This window comes from Paenibacillus sp. FSL R5-0470 (assembly GCF_037975205.1).
GTDB lineage: Bacteria > Bacillota > Bacilli > Paenibacillales > Paenibacillaceae > Paenibacillus_AQ.
The window spans coordinates 1,708,215-1,724,187 of sequence record NZ_CP150238.1; the positions used below are offsets into that span (position 1 = coordinate 1,708,215).

General features: G+C 44.3%; 17 protein-coding genes. 12 read left to right on the plus strand and 5 right to left on the minus strand.

Translation table 11 applies throughout. From position 1 onward, the window contains the following. Positions 1-2: 2 nt before the first annotated feature. The 8 genes from yqeH to MKY99_RS07505 all read left to right on the plus strand — a co-directional run bounded on the left by yqeH (position 3) and on the right by MKY99_RS07505 (position 5,692). A complete protein-coding gene (yqeH, locus tag MKY99_RS07470; protein ID WP_234540168.1) occupies positions 3-1,130 on the plus strand; it encodes a ribosome biogenesis GTPase YqeH in 1,128 nt (375 codons plus the stop codon). Between the two features lie 16 nt (positions 1,131-1,146). Then, positions 1,147-2,022 carry a shikimate dehydrogenase gene (aroE, locus tag MKY99_RS07475; RefSeq protein ID WP_339269659.1) on the plus strand — a complete coding sequence of 292 codons (876 nt, stop codon included), beginning with the start codon at positions 1,147-1,149 and terminating at the stop codon, positions 2,020-2,022. Between the two features lie 57 nt (positions 2,023-2,079). Further along, positions 2,080-2,373 carry a ribosome assembly RNA-binding protein YhbY gene (yhbY, locus tag MKY99_RS07480; RefSeq protein WP_042185967.1) on the plus strand — a complete coding sequence of 98 codons (294 nt, stop codon included), beginning with the start codon at positions 2,080-2,082 and terminating at the stop codon, positions 2,371-2,373. A 34-nt stretch (positions 2,374-2,407) separates the two neighbouring features. Beyond that, positions 2,408-3,010 carry a nicotinate-nucleotide adenylyltransferase gene (locus tag MKY99_RS07485; protein WP_042185968.1) on the plus strand — a complete coding sequence of 201 codons (603 nt, stop codon included), beginning with the start codon at positions 2,408-2,410 and terminating at the stop codon, positions 3,008-3,010. Beyond that, positions 2,982-3,560, plus strand: coding sequence for a bis(5'-nucleosyl)-tetraphosphatase (symmetrical) YqeK (gene yqeK, locus MKY99_RS07490; protein WP_042185970.1), 579 nt, complete (start codon positions 2,982-2,984; stop codon positions 3,558-3,560). The genes MKY99_RS07485 and yqeK overlap by 29 nt, the downstream gene beginning before the upstream one ends. Beyond that, positions 3,557-3,904 (plus strand): ribosome silencing factor, encoded by a 348-nt coding sequence (gene rsfS / locus MKY99_RS07495; RefSeq protein ID WP_042185972.1) that lies wholly within the window; start codon positions 3,557-3,559, stop codon positions 3,902-3,904. The genes yqeK and rsfS overlap by 4 nt, the downstream gene beginning before the upstream one ends. Continuing rightward, the gene (locus tag MKY99_RS07500; RefSeq protein ID WP_042185974.1) at positions 3,901-4,821 is read left to right on the plus strand and encodes a S1-like domain-containing RNA-binding protein; all 921 of its coding nucleotides are present in this window, start codon (positions 3,901-3,903) and stop codon (positions 4,819-4,821) included. The genes rsfS and MKY99_RS07500 overlap by 4 nt, the downstream gene beginning before the upstream one ends. A 100-nt stretch (positions 4,822-4,921) precedes the next feature. Then, complete coding sequence (locus MKY99_RS07505) at positions 4,922-5,692, plus strand: class I SAM-dependent methyltransferase (RefSeq protein WP_042185976.1); 771 nt, start codon at positions 4,922-4,924, stop codon at positions 5,690-5,692. A 234-nt stretch (positions 5,693-5,926) separates the two neighbouring features. Here the strand turns inward: MKY99_RS07505 and MKY99_RS07510 are convergent, their stop codons facing one another. After that, positions 5,927-6,085, minus strand: a complete 159-nt coding sequence (locus MKY99_RS07510) for a hypothetical protein (protein ID WP_036675694.1) — start codon at positions 6,083-6,085, stop codon at positions 5,927-5,929. 130 nt (positions 6,086-6,215) lie between these two features. Further along, a complete protein-coding gene (locus MKY99_RS07515; protein WP_042131966.1) occupies positions 6,216-7,172 on the minus strand; it encodes a winged helix-turn-helix transcriptional regulator in 957 nt (318 codons plus the stop codon). A gap of 312 nt (positions 7,173-7,484) precedes the next feature. Here MKY99_RS07515 and MKY99_RS07520 point away from each other — a divergent pair, with 312 nt between their 5' ends. Both MKY99_RS07520 and MKY99_RS07525 read left to right on the plus strand, forming a co-directional pair. Beyond that, positions 7,485-8,762, plus strand: coding sequence for a glycoside hydrolase family 27 protein (locus tag MKY99_RS07520; protein ID WP_339269663.1), 1,278 nt, complete (start codon positions 7,485-7,487; stop codon positions 8,760-8,762). Between the two features lie 12 nt (positions 8,763-8,774). Continuing rightward, positions 8,775-9,734, plus strand: coding sequence for a family 43 glycosylhydrolase (locus MKY99_RS07525; RefSeq protein ID WP_339269665.1), 960 nt, complete (start codon positions 8,775-8,777; stop codon positions 9,732-9,734). 93 nt (positions 9,735-9,827) lie between these two features. On the opposite strand, the gene MKY99_RS07530 is transcribed toward MKY99_RS07525, so the two are convergent. Continuing rightward, positions 9,828-10,355, minus strand: a complete 528-nt coding sequence (locus MKY99_RS07530) for a hypothetical protein (protein ID WP_339269667.1) — start codon at positions 10,353-10,355, stop codon at positions 9,828-9,830. A 235-nt stretch (positions 10,356-10,590) separates the two neighbouring features. Here MKY99_RS07530 and MKY99_RS07535 point away from each other — a divergent pair, with 235 nt between their 5' ends. Next, positions 10,591-13,266: a YhgE/Pip domain-containing protein gene (locus MKY99_RS07535; protein WP_339269669.1), complete on the plus strand. Its 2,676-nt coding sequence runs from the start codon at positions 10,591-10,593 to the stop codon at positions 13,264-13,266. Between the two features lie 59 nt (positions 13,267-13,325). On the opposite strand, the gene MKY99_RS07540 is transcribed toward MKY99_RS07535, so the two are convergent. Continuing rightward, positions 13,326-14,300 carry an aldo/keto reductase family protein gene (locus MKY99_RS07540; protein WP_339269671.1) on the minus strand — a complete coding sequence of 325 codons (975 nt, stop codon included), beginning with the start codon at positions 14,298-14,300 and terminating at the stop codon, positions 13,326-13,328. A 109-nt stretch (positions 14,301-14,409) separates the two neighbouring features. On the opposite strand from MKY99_RS07540, the gene MKY99_RS07545 reads away from it, so the two are divergent. Further along, entirely contained in the window at positions 14,410-15,078 is a 669-nt protein-coding gene (locus MKY99_RS07545) for an SGNH/GDSL hydrolase family protein (protein WP_076284308.1), read from the plus strand. Between the two features lie 43 nt (positions 15,079-15,121). On the opposite strand, the gene MKY99_RS07550 is transcribed toward MKY99_RS07545, so the two are convergent. Further along, entirely contained in the window at positions 15,122-15,892 is a 771-nt protein-coding gene (locus tag MKY99_RS07550; RefSeq protein ID WP_042193458.1) for a DeoR/GlpR family DNA-binding transcription regulator, read from the minus strand. Positions 15,893-15,973 lie beyond the last annotated feature (81 nt).

The window sequence follows — 15,973 nt, forward strand, 5'->3', positions numbered from 1 at the left end:
TAATGAACGAACAAAGTGAAACACAGCGTCCTGAGAAGTGTAGCGGTTGTGGTATCAAGCTTCAGACGGAGCATAAGGATCAACCAGGATACCTTCCGGAAGTCGCACTAGATCGGGACCCTGTGATTTGCCAACGCTGTTTCCGGATTAAGAATTATAATGAGGCTTCATCTGTTTCTGTGAACCAGGATGAATTTCTTCGCTTGCTGAGTGGAGTAGGGGAGAAGAATGCACTTGTTATTCATATTGTTGACATTTTCGATTTTGAAGGCAGTTTGATTTCCGGCCTTCAGCGGTTTGTCGGTAATAACCCAGTTATTCTTGCAGTGAATAAATGTGATCTGCTGCCTAAGGTTACGAACTGGAATAAACTGCGTAACTGGATGCAACAACGCTGTAAAGAAGAAGGATTGCGGACAGCTGAAATCGTACTTTGTAGTGCGAAACGTAATCAAGGCTTTGACCGTTTACTTGAAGCCGTAACAGAACTGCGTGGTGGGCGTGATGTTTATGTAGTCGGTGCTACGAATGTAGGGAAATCCACGCTTATCAACCGTTTGATTTCGGACTATAGTGATTTGGAGCAGGAGTTAACCACCTCGCGTTACCCTGGTACAACACTCGATACGGTCAAAATCCCACTAGATGATGGCCACTATATTATAGATACGCCAGGAATCGTGTATCCATGGCGTTATAGTGAACTAGTTGAGCGTCAGGATCTGGATGCAGTTATGCCAGCCAATCCGTTGAAGCCTGCTGTCTATCAGTTGAATGAAGGACAGACGCTATTTTTCGGTGGACTGGGACGTTTTGATTTCGTACAAGGTCCGCATCAATCGTTCACTTGCTTTATTAGTGGTACTTTAAAAATCCATCGCACCAAACTGGAACGTGCAGATTCCCTTTATGCGGACCATCGTGGTGAAATGTTGTCTCCTCCAGGAAGTGACCGGATGGACAAGTTGCCACCATGGCAACGGCATGAGTTCCGAATTAATAAAGGCAGTCGGAGCGATCTATATATTTCAGGTTTGGGCTGGATTAAGGTCAACGGGACAGAAGGCGCAGTCGTAGCTATCCACGTTCCGCGTGGTGTGAAGGTGCTTACCCGCCCTTCGATGATCTAACGGGGAGGCTATTACAGTGTCTTTGATAACTGCAACCGAGGGCTACAATACCGGGAATATTTTACTGGGCGTAATGGGAGATCCTATTATACAATCAAAATCTCCTATTATGCATGAAGCAGCACTGCAAGCACTGGGAATTCCGGGTGCTTATGTGCCGCTTCATATCCTTCCAGAGAATCTGGAGGATGCGGTGCAAGCGATTCGCACGCTTGGATTCCGTGGGGTAAATGTGACGATTCCGCATAAGGTTGCGGTGATGGCTTATGTGGATCTATTAGATGAAAGTGCGGTAGCCGTTGGTGCAGTCAATACGATTGTTAATAATAACGGGATACTCACCGGATATAATACGGATGGAATCGGTTATGTACGTTCGCTTAAAGCGGAAGCCATTTCTGATTTGTCAGGTACGAAGATAATGGTGATTGGAGCCGGTGGAGCAGCAAGAGGAATTGTTGCCGCACTGCTTCAGGAGAAGCCTTCTTCTATCCTTATCGCTAATCGCAGTGTTGATAAGGCACAGGACTTGGCTGCAGAATGCCAGAGTAAAGGGAATGTGATCGGGATTAGCATGAACGAAGTAGCGGAAACGTTAGATGGTGTTGATGTACTGATCAATACAACCTCCGTAGGAATGTATCCTCATATGGATGAGACACCGATAGATCCTGAACTGCTTCGTGCAGGGATGGTCGTAAGTGATCTGATTTATAATCCACTGCGCACGCGTCTATTGTTAGAAGGACTTGAACGAGGCTGTACGATTCATGGAGGCCTCGGGATGTTTGTCTATCAGGGAGCCTATGCACTGGAATATTGGACAGGGCAGCCTGCTCCTACGGAAATCATGCGACAGACCATACTCCATTGTCTGGGTGGAAAAGAGTAAGAAATGGATTCATCAATTTAGGGTAATAATATATGTTAATTAAGGAGTTATTCATTTATGTTAACTGGTAAACAAACACGGTATCTTCGTTCATTGGCGCATCACCTCGATCCTATTTTTCAAGTGGGCAAAGGTGGAGTAAACGATCACCTCGTACGCCACATTGAAGAAGCTATTGAGAAGCGTGAGCTTATGAAGATTAGTATACTGAGCAACAATATTGAGAATCCCAAGGAAATCGGTGCTGCATTGGCCGAACAATCGGGTTCTGAGCTTGTACAAGTGATCGGAAAGACCATTGTCCTTTACAAGGAATCGCGTGATAACAAAACTATTGAGCTGCCACGCTAATACCTGAAAGCATACTACTGAGGAGGTCGTCCTCTTGAAAGTTGGAATTATGGGAGGTACCTTTGATCCTCTTCATATTGGTCATATGATGGCAGCGGAAGCAGCTAGAGAAACTTATGGACTTCAAGAAGTATGGTTTATGCCTTCACATATTCCGCCTCATAAACATGAGGCAGGGGTATCTGGAGCAGATCGGCTGGCAATGGTGCAGGAAGCGATACACAATCATGAAGCTTTTCGCACATTAGATTGGGAAGTTGTCAGAGGTGGCGTTTCCTATACGTATGAGACCATAAGACGGCTACAAGAGGCGTATCCGCATTTCGATCTTTATTTCATCATCGGAGCGGATATGGTCCAGTATTTACCGAAATGGAACGAGATTGAAGAGCTTGTGCAGCGGCTTACATTTATCGGCGTAGGTCGTCCGGGAACACCTCTTGATCTAGACGCATTGCCAACTTATATAGCAGAAAAGGTACTGCTAGCAGATATGCCTCTGGTTGATATTTCGTCAACGATGTTAAGAGAACGGGCTGCAACTGGAAAATCCATTCGTTATATGGTACCTGAGGCAGTGTTCGATTATGTTCAAAGGAGTGGATTGTATGGCATACAGCCGCGAAGCTCTGATTGAGGCGGTCTCGACACAAATGCCTGCTAAACGCTGGAAGCATACACTGGGCGTCATGGAGTCATCCATTCAACTAGCGGAGCAATATGGCGCTGATCCTGAGCGTGCGGAGACAGCGGCAATTCTTCATGATGTGGCCAAGTATTGGCCTGTGGAGAGAATGAAGGAGATTATCGAGCAGAATCATCTGAACTTGAATCTTCTGAAGCATGACAAGCAGCTGTGGCATTCAGAAGTAGGTGCCTTTGTAGCAGAGCAAGATTATGGGATCACAGATCCAGATATTCTGAATGCGATCCGTTTTCACACCTCAGGTCGTGAAGACATGAGTTTACTTGAGAAAATTGTCTGTCTCGCCGACTATATCGAGCCTGGCCGAGATTTTCCAGGGGTTGATAAGATACGTAAGCTGGCTAAAGTAAGTTTGGAAGAAGGACTAGTCGCTGGATTTGATTCTACGATTAGTTTGCTACTGGAAAAACGCCGAGTGATCTTTCCGTTAACGGTATTGGCGCGTAATGATTTAGTTAGAATATTGGAGGATAAAATATGAGTGTACAACCAAGCAAGCTGTTAGAACTGGCCCTTAAGGCTGTGGAAGATAAAAAAGCAATGAACGTAGTGGCATTAGATCTGCGTACTGTTTCACCGATTAGTGATTACTTTGTTGTATGTCACGGTAATTCGGATACCCAAGTTCAGTCCATCGCCACCGAAGTCCGCAAAGTGGTCCATGAAGCAGGCGGAGTAATTAAGGGGATCGAAGGAATGGATTCAGCACGCTGGGTGCTGATGGATCTTGGAGATGTTATTGTTCATATTTTCCACCGCGATGAACGTGAATACTACAATATTGAGCGTCTGTGGTCGGATGCGAAGGTAGTGGAGACTGTATGAGCCTGATTGCAGGAACTACAGTTACACTTAATGTAGTAAGAGAGGTATCCCCATACGGATTTTTCCTGAATGCAGGAGATCAGGATGTTATGCTGCATTATACTGAGCTTACCGAGAAGGTTAAGACAGGCGATAAAGTTGAAGTCTTTATCTTCTTCGATACCGAGGATCGTCTAGCAGCAACGATGAAGAAACCGTTTCTGACATTGGGCGAAATGGCCTTATTGGAAGTGGCTGATATCCATCCGCGTCTAGGTTGCTTCTTGGAAATGGGTCTCGGACGGCAGCTGCTGCTGCCCATTCGTGAGCTTCCAGAGCTTCCAGAACTGCGCCCTCAGATCGGCGACTATGTATATGCAATTATGGAGCATGATAAACAGGGGCGTCTTCGTGCTAAATTAGCTGGAGAACAGGAACTAGCTCCGCTAGCTCTTCCTGCGCCTGAATCCTGGATGGGACAGACTGTGACAGCCCGGGTGTACAAACCGCTGCAGATGGGGACTTTTGTTCTTGTAGATGCTGGGGTTTTAGGCTTTGGTATTATCGGTATGGTCCATTCCTCTGAACGGAGTCGTCTACTACGTCTTGGAGAGCAGTTCGAAGCACGTGTCTCCCATATTCGCGAGGATGGTCGTGTTAACCTTTCTATGGGTCTCCGTAAAGAAGTAGGAATGGATGTTGACTCTGCCACGATTTTGGAATTCTTGCATGCCCGTCCGGGTGGAGCGATGCCTTATTCGGATGCTACACCACCGGATATTATCAAGCAGCGTTTCGGAATTAGCAAATCAGCCTTTAAGCGTGCGCTTGGAAAGCTGATGAAGGAAGGCCATATTACCCAAAAAGAGAATTGGACGTATCTTGCTCCTAAGGAAGAGGAAGGTTCAACCGAGGGAAATGAAGAAACAACCGAATAATTTGAAATATAAGAGATCTTGTGGGGACGCCTAGGGCGTTTATGCTTGATGGGTCAATAATAGAATCATATTAAATGTTGTAATAGAAAGCGGTGTACTAGTGTCTTCCTATGGGAAATTTGCTTATGTATACGATGAGCTCATGGCAGATATGCCGTATCCTGATTGGATCTCCTTTGCTGAAACCGCATGGAGCAAATACGGTAAGCCTGTAACCGTGGCTGAGCTTGGCTGCGGCACCGGGAGTATCACTATTCCTTTGGCGGGTTCAGGGTATCATATGACCGGAATCGATCTATCTTCAGATATGCTCTCAGTGGCACAGCGCAAAATGGAAGAGCATCCCCAGGGACGGCGTTTCTTGCGCGAAGGTAGTGTTCGTTGGATTAGACAAAACATGAAGGAATGGGAGCTTCCAGAGCTTGTGGATTCTGTGATTTCTTTCTGTGATTGTCTGAATTATGTGCTGGAAGAAGACGATATCAGAGCTGTCTTTGCTAGTACCTTTGCAGGACTAAAGCAAGGTGGCACCTTTCTGTTCGATGTGCATCACCCAAACACACTGATCCGTTATGAAGAAGAGCAGCCCTTTATTCTGGACGAACCATCGGTGTCATATATTTGGACTTGTGAGATGGATGTTCCACGCCGCGAAATAGAACATCATCTGTCCATTTTCGCTCGCGAAGAGGGACGGAGTGATGTATATCGCCGTTTCGAAGAGACGCATATTCAGCGTGCCTACGATCCCCAGTGGATGAAGGATGAACTGCTTAAGGCTGGATTTAGTGATGTGAAGACCTACGCCGATTTCGAGTGGATAGAGGCGGATGATGATGCGGAACGTTTATTTTATATTGCTATAAAATAAATATTCAACATACTAAGAGGGGCTGTCCCAAAAGCTATGAAAATAGCTGATGGGACAGCCCTTCTTTTTATGAGTTTGGTGTGGTTCCTGCTATTGAAAACGAGAGGCTAAAAATAAGCAAATAACGTCATCTGAGTCCGTATGCTTCGGGTATGAAGAAGTAGCTGTAATTGCGCCAATATGTATATCTAAAAAAACCGGGCAGTGTTTATGCCACCCGGCATCTTCCAATCCTTACCGATGCTCAAACAGATCAATGGCACCCAATACGACATGAGCCAGACCAAATCCAAGTACGCCTGTTGCTGCCATCTTATACTTGCTTCCAAGAAAAGCGGCGCTAGAAGCGGTTACGACGGTTCCAAGAACAGCGGGAATTAGACCTTCACGCATTCGAAACACTCCTTCTCGGTGGTTTGGGAGACAAGGTTATTATGAGTCAAACTCAAAAAAATATACAAAGAAAAAGAAGACCTTAGACCAGTTATTGCTGGTTCTAAGGTCTTTTTGTTTAGGGAATGTTTTACTCTGATAAGGTAACGGCAGTACGAGAAGCGCCAATTTCAACTTCATGAACATCATATAGTACACGCGCCAGTAAGTCCTGGCTATAGTTGCCGAAATGTTTGCCGTAAATGGTGAGCCCGCGTTTGTTTACAGGCTTGTCCGTTACGGCTATCCGGAAAGTAAGCTCGCTCTTGTAATCAAGCTGAATATCATCCAGGGTCACGTCAGAAATCCGGCAACCGTCAATAAAACTACCTTCATTATTGATACGGATCAGTTTGAGCATACCATATTGGTTTAAATGTGGAGGCCACCAGTCTGGATTAAACGTTCCACGCGTGTCTCCGAAATCTCCAGGACTAGTCCAGTAGCCGATTTCAATTCCATTTAAGTAGAAATAAAGATCGGAGGGATAGTTATCGTTAGATCCAGGGGCCTCAGAGCCAATCTCCATCGAGAATTGGATTTCGCGGAACGTTTGATTAGCTTTAAGATAGTTCGGAATTCTATACTCGAGAAAGCCTTCAGCCATCCAAATGATCTCGGATTCAATCCGCTGAGGATCAGCGAAATAACGGGGTTCGTCGAAGTCGCCGATAATGCTGTCTTTGGTAGCAAGTCCGCAGGTCGGAACAGCCTGATAGTTGCTATAATGTCCTACTTGGATTTCTACTTCGTAGAGATTATCAACATCCTTGCTGCGAAGATCAACAATAAGCTTATCCTTATTTAAATAGCAGACCTTCTGAATACCGTGTTTACCCACGGATGTGTTTATCTCGATGAGACCGCTTTCTTCTAACTTTTTAATATGCATCGTGATTGCGCCATTGCTGAGGTTCAGCTTCTTGGCAATTTCATTCAGATTCAGTGCTTGATTGGTAGCTAAAAGTTCGAGTATGAGGATTCTGATTTCAGAACTAAGCGCCTTGAATATTTCAAGACCACTCATTAAATCTTTAATATAGATCATTTTATCAATACCTTCTTCCACATGGTCATAAATGAATACTGTTTTATGAAATTATAAACTAATATAGCATATAAATAAAGCATCCTCCCTTATTTTGTAGAATGATAAAAATAAGGGAGTTTTTTTCCTGTTTTTGTATTTAATCTAATTTAATTTAAAAATTAATGAAACTAATTCACAAGATAAGATGGTTTTACAACAAAATCATGTTATTTTCACTATTTATTTTATAAAAGTATTAAAAGGTTTAAATATAAGTTTACAAGTCTTTTTGTCTATGCTATTTTTAAACTGAAAGTCTTAGAAAAGGACGTGAAAATCATTATGTTAGCTGCAACGCCCCCAATGGGCTGGAATAGCTGGGACTGTTACGGAGCTAGTGTTAATGAAGAAGAGGTAAGAGGCAACGCCGAATATATGGCTGCTCATTTGAAGGAATTTGGCTGGGAATATGTTGTTGTGGATATTCAGTGGTATGAGCCTGGAGCGAACTCTTCGCAATATCGTAACTTTGTACCGTTGGTCATGGACGAGTATTCCAGACTTCAACCGGCAGAAAATCGTTTTCCTTCCGCAAAGGGAGGCAAAGGATTTGCCCCACTCGCTGAATATGTGCATGGATTAGGGTTGAAATTCGGCATCCATATTATGCGTGGAATCCCTCGACAGGCCGTTCATGCGGCAAGTTCCATTCTAGAATCTGAGCAAACCGCACGTGATATCGCACATCCCAATTCTATATGTCCGTGGAATACAGATATGTATGGAGTAGATGCTTCTAAAGAAGGCAGTCAGGCTTACTATGATTCTCTCTTCCAGCTGTATGCCAGTTGGGGTGTAGATTATGTGAAGGTGGATGATATTGCCGCTTCACGTATTTATGGATACCACAAAGACGAAGTTGCCATGATCCGTAAGGCTATCGACCGCTGTGGTCGTGAAATGGTGCTTAGTCTTTCACCTGGACCTGCTCCGGTAGAAGAGGCTGAACACTTAGCTGAACATGCTAACCTGTGGAGAATGACCGACGATTATTGGGATCATTGGCATTTGCTGCGTGGAATGTTCGAGCGCTGCGAAAAATGGGCTCCTTACGTTCAGCCAGGCCATTGGCCAGACTGTGATATGCTGCCGCTAGGTCATCTTGGGATTCGTTCCGTTGATGGCGGGGGAGACCGATTTACAAGGTTTACTCCTGACGAACAGGTTACCATGATGACGCTCTGGACTATTTTCCGTTCGCCTTTAATGTTCGGGGGAGAGCTTAGAGACAATGATGAGTGGACATTATCTTTGTTAACCAATAGGGAAGTGCTTCATCTGCATCATTTTGGTAAGGGTGGTAGACAAGTAGAGCGGAACGAAGAGTATGCGATCTGGACTTCTGAGGATGAACAAGGTAACCACTATGTAGCGTTGTTTAATCTCAGTGACAAAGAGTCGACACTCCAGGTATCGTTCCAAAAGCTAAATGTTTCAGTTCCAAAAACGATACGTAATCTGTGGCAAAGCCATGACCTGGAAGTTACTAATGAAGGGGTTGCGCAGGTTCTTCCACCGCATGGTTCTGCATTGTTAAAGCTTTTATAGAGGAGAGAGATTATGGATACGAGTAGAGAGTACAACAACCCATTGGTGGAGCAACGTGCTGATCCATGGGTATATAAACATACGGATGGATATTATTATTTCACAGCTTCTGTTCCAGAATACGACCGGATCGAAGTAAGAAGATCGACAACGATCGAAGGATTAACTACTGCAGAACCAGTTGTAGCATGGCGCAAGTATGAGACGGGGCCACTTAGTGCTAACATTTGGGCGCCGGAAATTCATTACATAGACGGAAAATGGTACATTTACTTTGCTGCAGCACGGACTACGGAGACGACGGATGGTTTGTTCGATCACCGTATGTTTGCGCTCGAGAATGCATCTGCTGATCCCTTAGAAGGAACATGGGTAGAAAAAGGTCAAGTGAAGACTGCTTGGGAATCGTTCGCTTTGGATGCGACAACGTTTCAGCATAAAGGAAAACTGTACTACGTATGGGCTCAGAAGGACCTGAATATTGAGGGTAATTCTAATCTGTATATTTCTGAAATGAGCAATCCGTGGACACTCACAGGTCCTCAGACTATGATTGCTACTCCAGAGCATGACTGGGAAATTATTGGGTACAAAGTAAACGAAGGCGCAGCAGTACTGAAACGAAATGGTCGTATCTTTATCAGCTTCTCGGCGAGTGCTACAGACTTCAATTATTGCATGGGACTTTTAGTAGCGGATGAAGACAGCGAACTTCTGGAGGCAGCTTCATGGACTAAACTACCAAATCCAGTATTCCAAACGAATGAAGAAAATGGACAATTCGGTCCAGGCCATAATAGCTTTACAGTCAATGAAAATGGGAAAGATGTGCTCATCTACCACTGCCGCAATTATAAAGAAATTACTGGCGATCCTCTTTATGATCCAAACCGTCATACTCGCGCTCAGGTCTTCCATTGGAATGAAGATGGCACGCCGAATTTTGGAGTTCCTGTTAGGGATGCGCAATAAAAACAATCCGTTTTGCAAAAAAAAGAGGGTTACTCATTAGCCACGTAAATGGCCGCTGGGTAACCCTCTTTTTCATATGTTACGTGTTGCTGCTTAAGGTATATATTGTTGCACGATGGAGGTGATTACGCCGTCCTGAATCGTAAGGTGATAAGGAAACTGGCTTAGATCGAAAATATCCGTTTTATTAAATTGATCGATAAATTGCTGTAAGGTAATGGCTTCGTTCCACTGAATGTCTAAGTCCTCAATGTTACCAGTGTGATCAAAGATCTGCATGGTGACTTTTGCGTTATCCGCGATCGGATAGGTTGTCAGTGTATCAACATCATTAACAACATAATATCCGTCTGGAGCCCCGCCAATTTCTGCTGCACCTTCTGGGTCTCTTTCAGCAAAGACTCGGTCAGCATCAGCACCCTGATACCAGTTTATTTCATCGGCTGTAATGGAAAGCTTGCCATTCTCGGATTGAATAGTATGGATATATACCGTCTGTTGCTGAGTCTTGCCACTATCTTGCGCATCTACTCGTGTTCCAACGGTACTTGCAGTAGTAATTAGGGAAAGAAACAATAGAACAACAACCGGTAACACATACGCTGACTTTTTCTTAAACATTAGAAATCTCCCCCTTGAGATATGTAAAAAGGTTGTATATATCTTATTACCCGCTACGTTTTTTCCTAAACGGGCTATATACTTCTATTACGTTAAACGAGCAGGTTTTGTTGCAATTTTTTTAAAATATTTCTGAAAAACGATGCCGGTCATGAATCCACTAAAAATGATAGTAAAAGTTTGTCTCCTCGGGCATATTAAAATGTCAAAACATACAGATTAGGGGGAGCAACGAATGGGTGGAATACTACGGATTTATAGGAACGACTGGCGCAACGTATTTAAGGTTCCTGTGGCCGTGTTCCTGATCGCTGCTTTGGTGGTGTTACCTTCTGTGTATGATTGGTTTAACGTTGCGGCGGTGTGGGATCCCTACAGTAATACCTCTGGTATTAAGATTGCTGTAACCAGTTTGGATGAAGGGACCACTGTGAAGGATAAGAGCTTCAATATCGGCAATGATGTCATGGAAAGTCTTCGGAATAATAAAAGCTTAGGCTGGACCTTCGTAGATGCAGAAGCTGCGCACAACGGTGTGAAGCGTGGAGATTATTATGCGAGTATTGTTATCCCTGCTGATTTCTCCAAAAGAATGACAGGAATCCTCGAAGGCAGGATCGTGAAACCAGAGATTGAATATACCGTCAATGAGAAGATAAATGCGATTGCCCCTAAAATCACAGATAAAGGTGCCTCTTCAATTACAACACAGATCAGTGAGAATTTTACGGAAACCATTAGCGAAACCGTATTTAGGGCTTTAAAGCAAATTGATTCAAAATTCCAATCTGAATTGCCTATTATACGCAAGGTTGAAAAAGGGTTGTTTAAGTTAGAGGCAAGTCTCCCCGAGATTGAAACGGCAGGCCAACATGTATTGAAAATTGAGGAGCAATGGCCGCAAATTCATGCATCGGCAACGCGCATCTCTAAGCTGGAGAATAAGCTGCCTGATGTGGAAAAGGCGGGATTGGCTTTAGAAAAAATAGCTGAACATTGGCCTCAAATTGCCAATGTTGCAGATCATTTAGGGGAGCTGCAGGATAAGCTACCCAAAATTGAACAAGCAGCACAGCTAATCGTTCAACTTGATAATCATTTTGGTGAAGTGGAACAAATCATGGACAAGGCGTCGGAAGGTCTTGCGGAAGCAAATAAAGTTGTTAACACTGCCCTAACTGCGCTACCTAAGGCCGACAAAATTGTAACTGCTGGAAATGATTTTGTTCTAGAGCTTCAACAGTTCTTAGAGAAGAGTAATGCTGCATTTGAAGCGGTACCTGCCGCCCTCAAACAAAATATATACCTGCTGCAAAATACGGAGAACGCAGTAGTTCAGCTTGCTGAACTGCTGCAGGGAGAAGATCTTGACCCGCAAGCGGTACGCGAGCAACTTGAGTCAGTTTCCGCTCAGCTGGTGTCGGGAAGTAACGTGATGGATCATACGCTTTCTTTGTTATCGGCACTGAATACATTCTCACCAGGAACAGTAACTAATGCTGAGATTGGCACCTTGAAGGCTGTAAACAATGCCTTGAGCAGACAGACTTCTTTGGTAAACTCACTGGCGACGGATCTACAAAATGAGGGTCAGCCTGATCCGAGTAATGTTAAGCAATTGGGTCTTAAATCTGGCGAAGGGAACGTAGCCATTTCGAAGCTTATTTCCGAATATGAAGCGGCAACTATCCCTGCTATAAAAAATACATTAGAGCAAATATCCACTGCTGCTGAGACTACAGCCACTGCCCTGGAACAAGTTCCGGATCGTCTATCGGCGCTGGGTACCCTTCTTGAGGAGACTATGGCAGCAATCGAGTTCGGACGATCAAGCTTGGCTAGTCTACAGCAGGACTTACCAGCTATTCGTGAAGCGGTACATACAGCAGCTAGCGGTGTCGCAGATAAGACACAGAGCTTTGGTACTTTTGTTCGCGATACACTTCCACTAATTCAGAGCAGCTTGCCTGTTGCAGGAGAAAAAATACAACAAGCTGCAAATTTCGTCCGTCAGGATCTGCCGGCTGTAGAGGAACGGGTGCACCAGATTTCTGATCTGATACGTACAGGTCTCCCCCGTGCGGATAAGGGAGTGGCGGTCGCAGCGGATATGGTGCGAAATGATCTTCCGATACTGGAAGATTCGATTCGTAAAGCGGCAGCCACCATCCGTCAGATCAAAGATGAGGTGGATCTGGGAGAGATTGCTGAGCTGCTCGGAGGGGATATTAAGAGCAAAAGTGAATTTTTGGCCAATCCGGTAGTATTAAAAGAGAATAAGTTATATCCTATTCCGAATTATGGTTCGGCTATGACTCCTTTTTATGTTGTACTTTCCTTATGGGTAGGTGGCACACTCCTAATCTCACTTCTCCGTACGGGAGTGGATACTGAGGGAATTGTGTACAAGCGGTATCAATTGTATTTTGGACGTTTGCTGACGTTTCTTACGGTTGGGATTCTGCAAGCGTTGGTGGCTGTACTTGGTAATATCTTTATTCTGAAATGTTATGTGGTGGACAAGGTGTGGTTTGTCCTTTTTGCAGTATTAATTAGTATCGTATTCGTGACGATTGTTTTTACACTTGTCTCCGTATTCGGCAATGTTGGGAAGGGGATAGCAATCGTATTCATGGTGCTTCAATTCTCAAGCTCTGGCGGTACGTTTCCAATCAGTACAACAGGCCATTTCTTTCAAATATTGAATCCGTTTATGCCATTTACTTATGCGATTAGTTTGATGCGGGAGGCGGTAGGGGGGATTCTGCCGGAAGTGGCGATTCGCGATTGTCTTTATTTGATCCTATTCGGTGTAATAGCACTCTTACTGGCGCTAACGCTCAAAAAGCCGCTGGAGCGTTATATCGAAAAGGCGGCTGAACAAGCCGAAGAATCCAAATTGATTTCTTAAGAAAAAGAGAGGTTGTACCTAAGCCAATTGCTGTGGCTTTTGGTACAACCTCTTTTAGATTATCTCGCTGGAGCGAAATCGGCTACTGGCTTTAGAATCTCTTCAATTCTCTCCAAAGTATCTAGAGATAGAACGGCATCAACAGCTTGGGCGTTCTCTTCCACCTGTGCTGGCTTACTGGCCCCAATAATTGCAGAACTTACACCAGGTTGCCGTAGGGTCCAAGCTAACGCTAGTTGCGACAGCTTCAAATCAAGACTGTTAGCTAGTTCATCCAGCTGTCCGACAACAGTCAGTACATCATCGCGGAAGTAGCTGCGAATGACGCCATTTACCGAATCATCAGCTGCGCGGGTTCCTGCCGGAGGCTGTTGTCCAGGTTTGTATTTACCTGTCAGAATACCTTGAGCGAGTGGGGAAAAGACCACTTGTCCGAGGCCCTCACGCTGACATACCTCAAGTACCTCATCTTCAATGTAACGTTCGAACATGTTATAGATAGGCTGATTGGAAATAAGCGGACGCAGATTTAGTCTGCGCGAAATGCCGGTGGCGTCAGAAATTTGAGCTGCGCTCCATTCGCTCACTGCCGAATACAGAATCTTACCTTGTGCAGTTAGGTCATCCAGCGCGCGTAAAGTTTCCTCCACAGGCGTCTCTCTGTCAAAGCGATGACAAAAATAAACATCAATATAATCGGTTCCTAAACGGCGAAGGCTAGCTTCGCATTGCTCCATGATGTGCTTACGTGATAAACCACGATTATTCACATCATCCCCCATGGGGAAGAATACCTTTGTACTCAGCACATAAGATGATCTTTCATAAGCACGAAGAGCAGCGCCCATTGCTTTTTCGCCTTCACCACGGTTATAAGCATTAGCAGTATCAAAGAAATTGATACCGCATTCAAAAGCTTTGCTGATGCAGGCGTCTGCTGCCTTTTGCTCTGCTGCTGTTCCATATGTAAGCCAGCTGCCTAAGCCGATTTCACTGACTTTTAGTCCTGAATTGCCTAGTCTTCTGTATTTCATTATTTTCTTCCCTCCTTGAGTTGTATATGTTAACTTTACTTGTATCCTATGGAACATTCAACTTGAATGTTTCATGTAAAAGACGAGATCAAGGAGATGAATCGTAGTAATGACTATTCCAACTTCTAAAGCTAAAAAAGTGATTTTGTTTCAGGGTGATTCTATTACGGATGGAAACCGTGGTCGTGATGAAGATCCCAATCATATTCTAGGACATAGCTATGCATATATCATTGGCGGTAAGCTAGGCAACGAACGGGCTGAGCAGAATCTCGTGTTCTATAACCGTGGAATTAGTGGGGATCGGATCTCCGATTTATATGCACGCTGGAATGAGGATGCGATATACCTTCAGCCGAATATCATCAGTATTTTAATTGGTGTTAATGATCTTTGGAGAACAATGAAAGGGGAACCAAGTGGTATAACGGACCGTTTTGAACGTGCGTACCGTCATGTGCTTGAAGAAACTGGGGAAGTACTTCCGCAAACGAAGCTGGTCTTGTGTGAGCCTTTTATTCTAAATACCGGAGCTCCGGCAGAACAATGGGACGAATGGAAAGAGCGGATTACTCATTATCAGGGTGTTGTTAAGCAGCTTGCAGAGGAATTTAATGCTGTGTTTGTTCCTTTACAGGAAGCATTTGATGCAGGTACTCGTAGAATAGATGCAGCCTACTGGCTGTGGGACGGCGTTCACCCGACAGCGGCTGGGCATGATCTGATTGCTGGGGAGTGGCTGAAGATCGTAGAGAAAAGTGGTCTTTTAAACGACTAGTGAAATAAAGATGCCCCCTTATCTTTATTTATGCACCTACTGATTACTCAGCGGGTGCATAGATAAGAGATATATGATAGTTATTCAGAAACTCGATCCATTCCTCAGAAGGCTTCTCGTCTGTAACGATATAATCCACTCGATCGAAACTAAATAATTTAATGAACGCAGTCCTGTCGAACTTAGAGTGATCTGCGAGCAGAACTACTTTATTCGCCTGCTGTTGCATGAGAATCTTCAATTCACTTTCTTCTTCATTCGAATCGCTGAGCCCACCAGTCATAGACAACGCTTTACAGCTGAATATGGCTACGTCCACATTATATTTTTGAATAGTCTGTGAGGCGGTATGTCCAACGAAGGAGCTAGTCTCGGGGCCTAGTATTCCACCAGTAGAAATTAGCTTTTGCCCAGAATGTTGAAATTCGGATAATACAACCAAAGAATTCGTAATAATCGTCAGATTGTTTTTCTCCTCTATAATTCTCCGTAAAGCCTCAAAAACTGTTGAACTCGTATCCGTCACCAAACTGTCCCCATCATTAATTAATTGGAGGACATGATCAGCTATCGTACGTTTGGCCTCTATATTTACCTGATGTCTACTCACATAGGGAGGGTCCTCATTCGTGTGGGCATTAAGGATTGCACCGCCATAATTTTTCTTGGCAAGTCCTTCCTTGTCCAGTTTATCCAGATCCCGCCGAATGGTCTCTTCCGAGACATTGAATTTTTGCGCCAGCTGAGCGACATGGACTTTCTTTTGTCTATACAGCTCATTAATGATTAGATCCCGCCGTTCAAATGCTTTCATCCGTTCACTCACCTCTATCATCATCTACTTCCTAGTTTACTACATTGCCCAATAAATCAAAGAAATAACCTCATATTCACA

Bases quoted from the DNA above. Each gene is read 5' to 3' on its own strand.
- MKY99_RS07515 (WP_042131966.1), bottom strand. From the start codon at position 7,172: ATGATCTATATTAAAGATTTAATGAGTGGTCTTGAAATATTCAAGGCG.
- MKY99_RS07540 (WP_339269671.1), bottom strand. From the start codon at position 14,300: ATGAAATACAGAAGACTAGGCAATTCAGGACTAAAAGTCAGTGAAATC.
- yqeK (WP_042185970.1), top strand. From the start codon at position 2,982: ATGGCATACAGCCGCGAAGCTCTGATTGAGGCGGTCTCGACACAAATG.
- MKY99_RS07550 (WP_042193458.1), bottom strand. From the start codon at position 15,892: ATGAAAGCATTTGAACGGCGGGATCTAATCATTAATGAGCTGTATAGA.
- rsfS (WP_042185972.1), top strand. From the start codon at position 3,557: ATGAGTGTACAACCAAGCAAGCTGTTAGAACTGGCCCTTAAGGCTGTG.
- MKY99_RS07545 (WP_076284308.1), top strand. From the start codon at position 14,410: ATGACTATTCCAACTTCTAAAGCTAAAAAAGTGATTTTGTTTCAGGGT.
- MKY99_RS07530 (WP_339269667.1), bottom strand. From the start codon at position 10,355: ATGTTTAAGAAAAAGTCAGCGTATGTGTTACCGGTTGTTGTTCTATTG.
- MKY99_RS07525 (WP_339269665.1), top strand. From the start codon at position 8,775: ATGGATACGAGTAGAGAGTACAACAACCCATTGGTGGAGCAACGTGCT.
- MKY99_RS07500 (WP_042185974.1), top strand. From the start codon at position 3,901: ATGAGCCTGATTGCAGGAACTACAGTTACACTTAATGTAGTAAGAGAG.
- MKY99_RS07535 (WP_339269669.1), top strand. From the start codon at position 10,591: ATGGGTGGAATACTACGGATTTATAGGAACGACTGGCGCAACGTATTT.
- MKY99_RS07510 (WP_036675694.1), bottom strand. From the start codon at position 6,085: ATGCGTGAAGGTCTAATTCCCGCTGTTCTTGGAACCGTCGTAACCGCT.
- yqeH (WP_234540168.1), top strand. From the start codon at position 3: ATGAACGAACAAAGTGAAACACAGCGTCCTGAGAAGTGTAGCGGTTGT.
- yhbY (WP_042185967.1), top strand. From the start codon at position 2,080: ATGTTAACTGGTAAACAAACACGGTATCTTCGTTCATTGGCGCATCAC.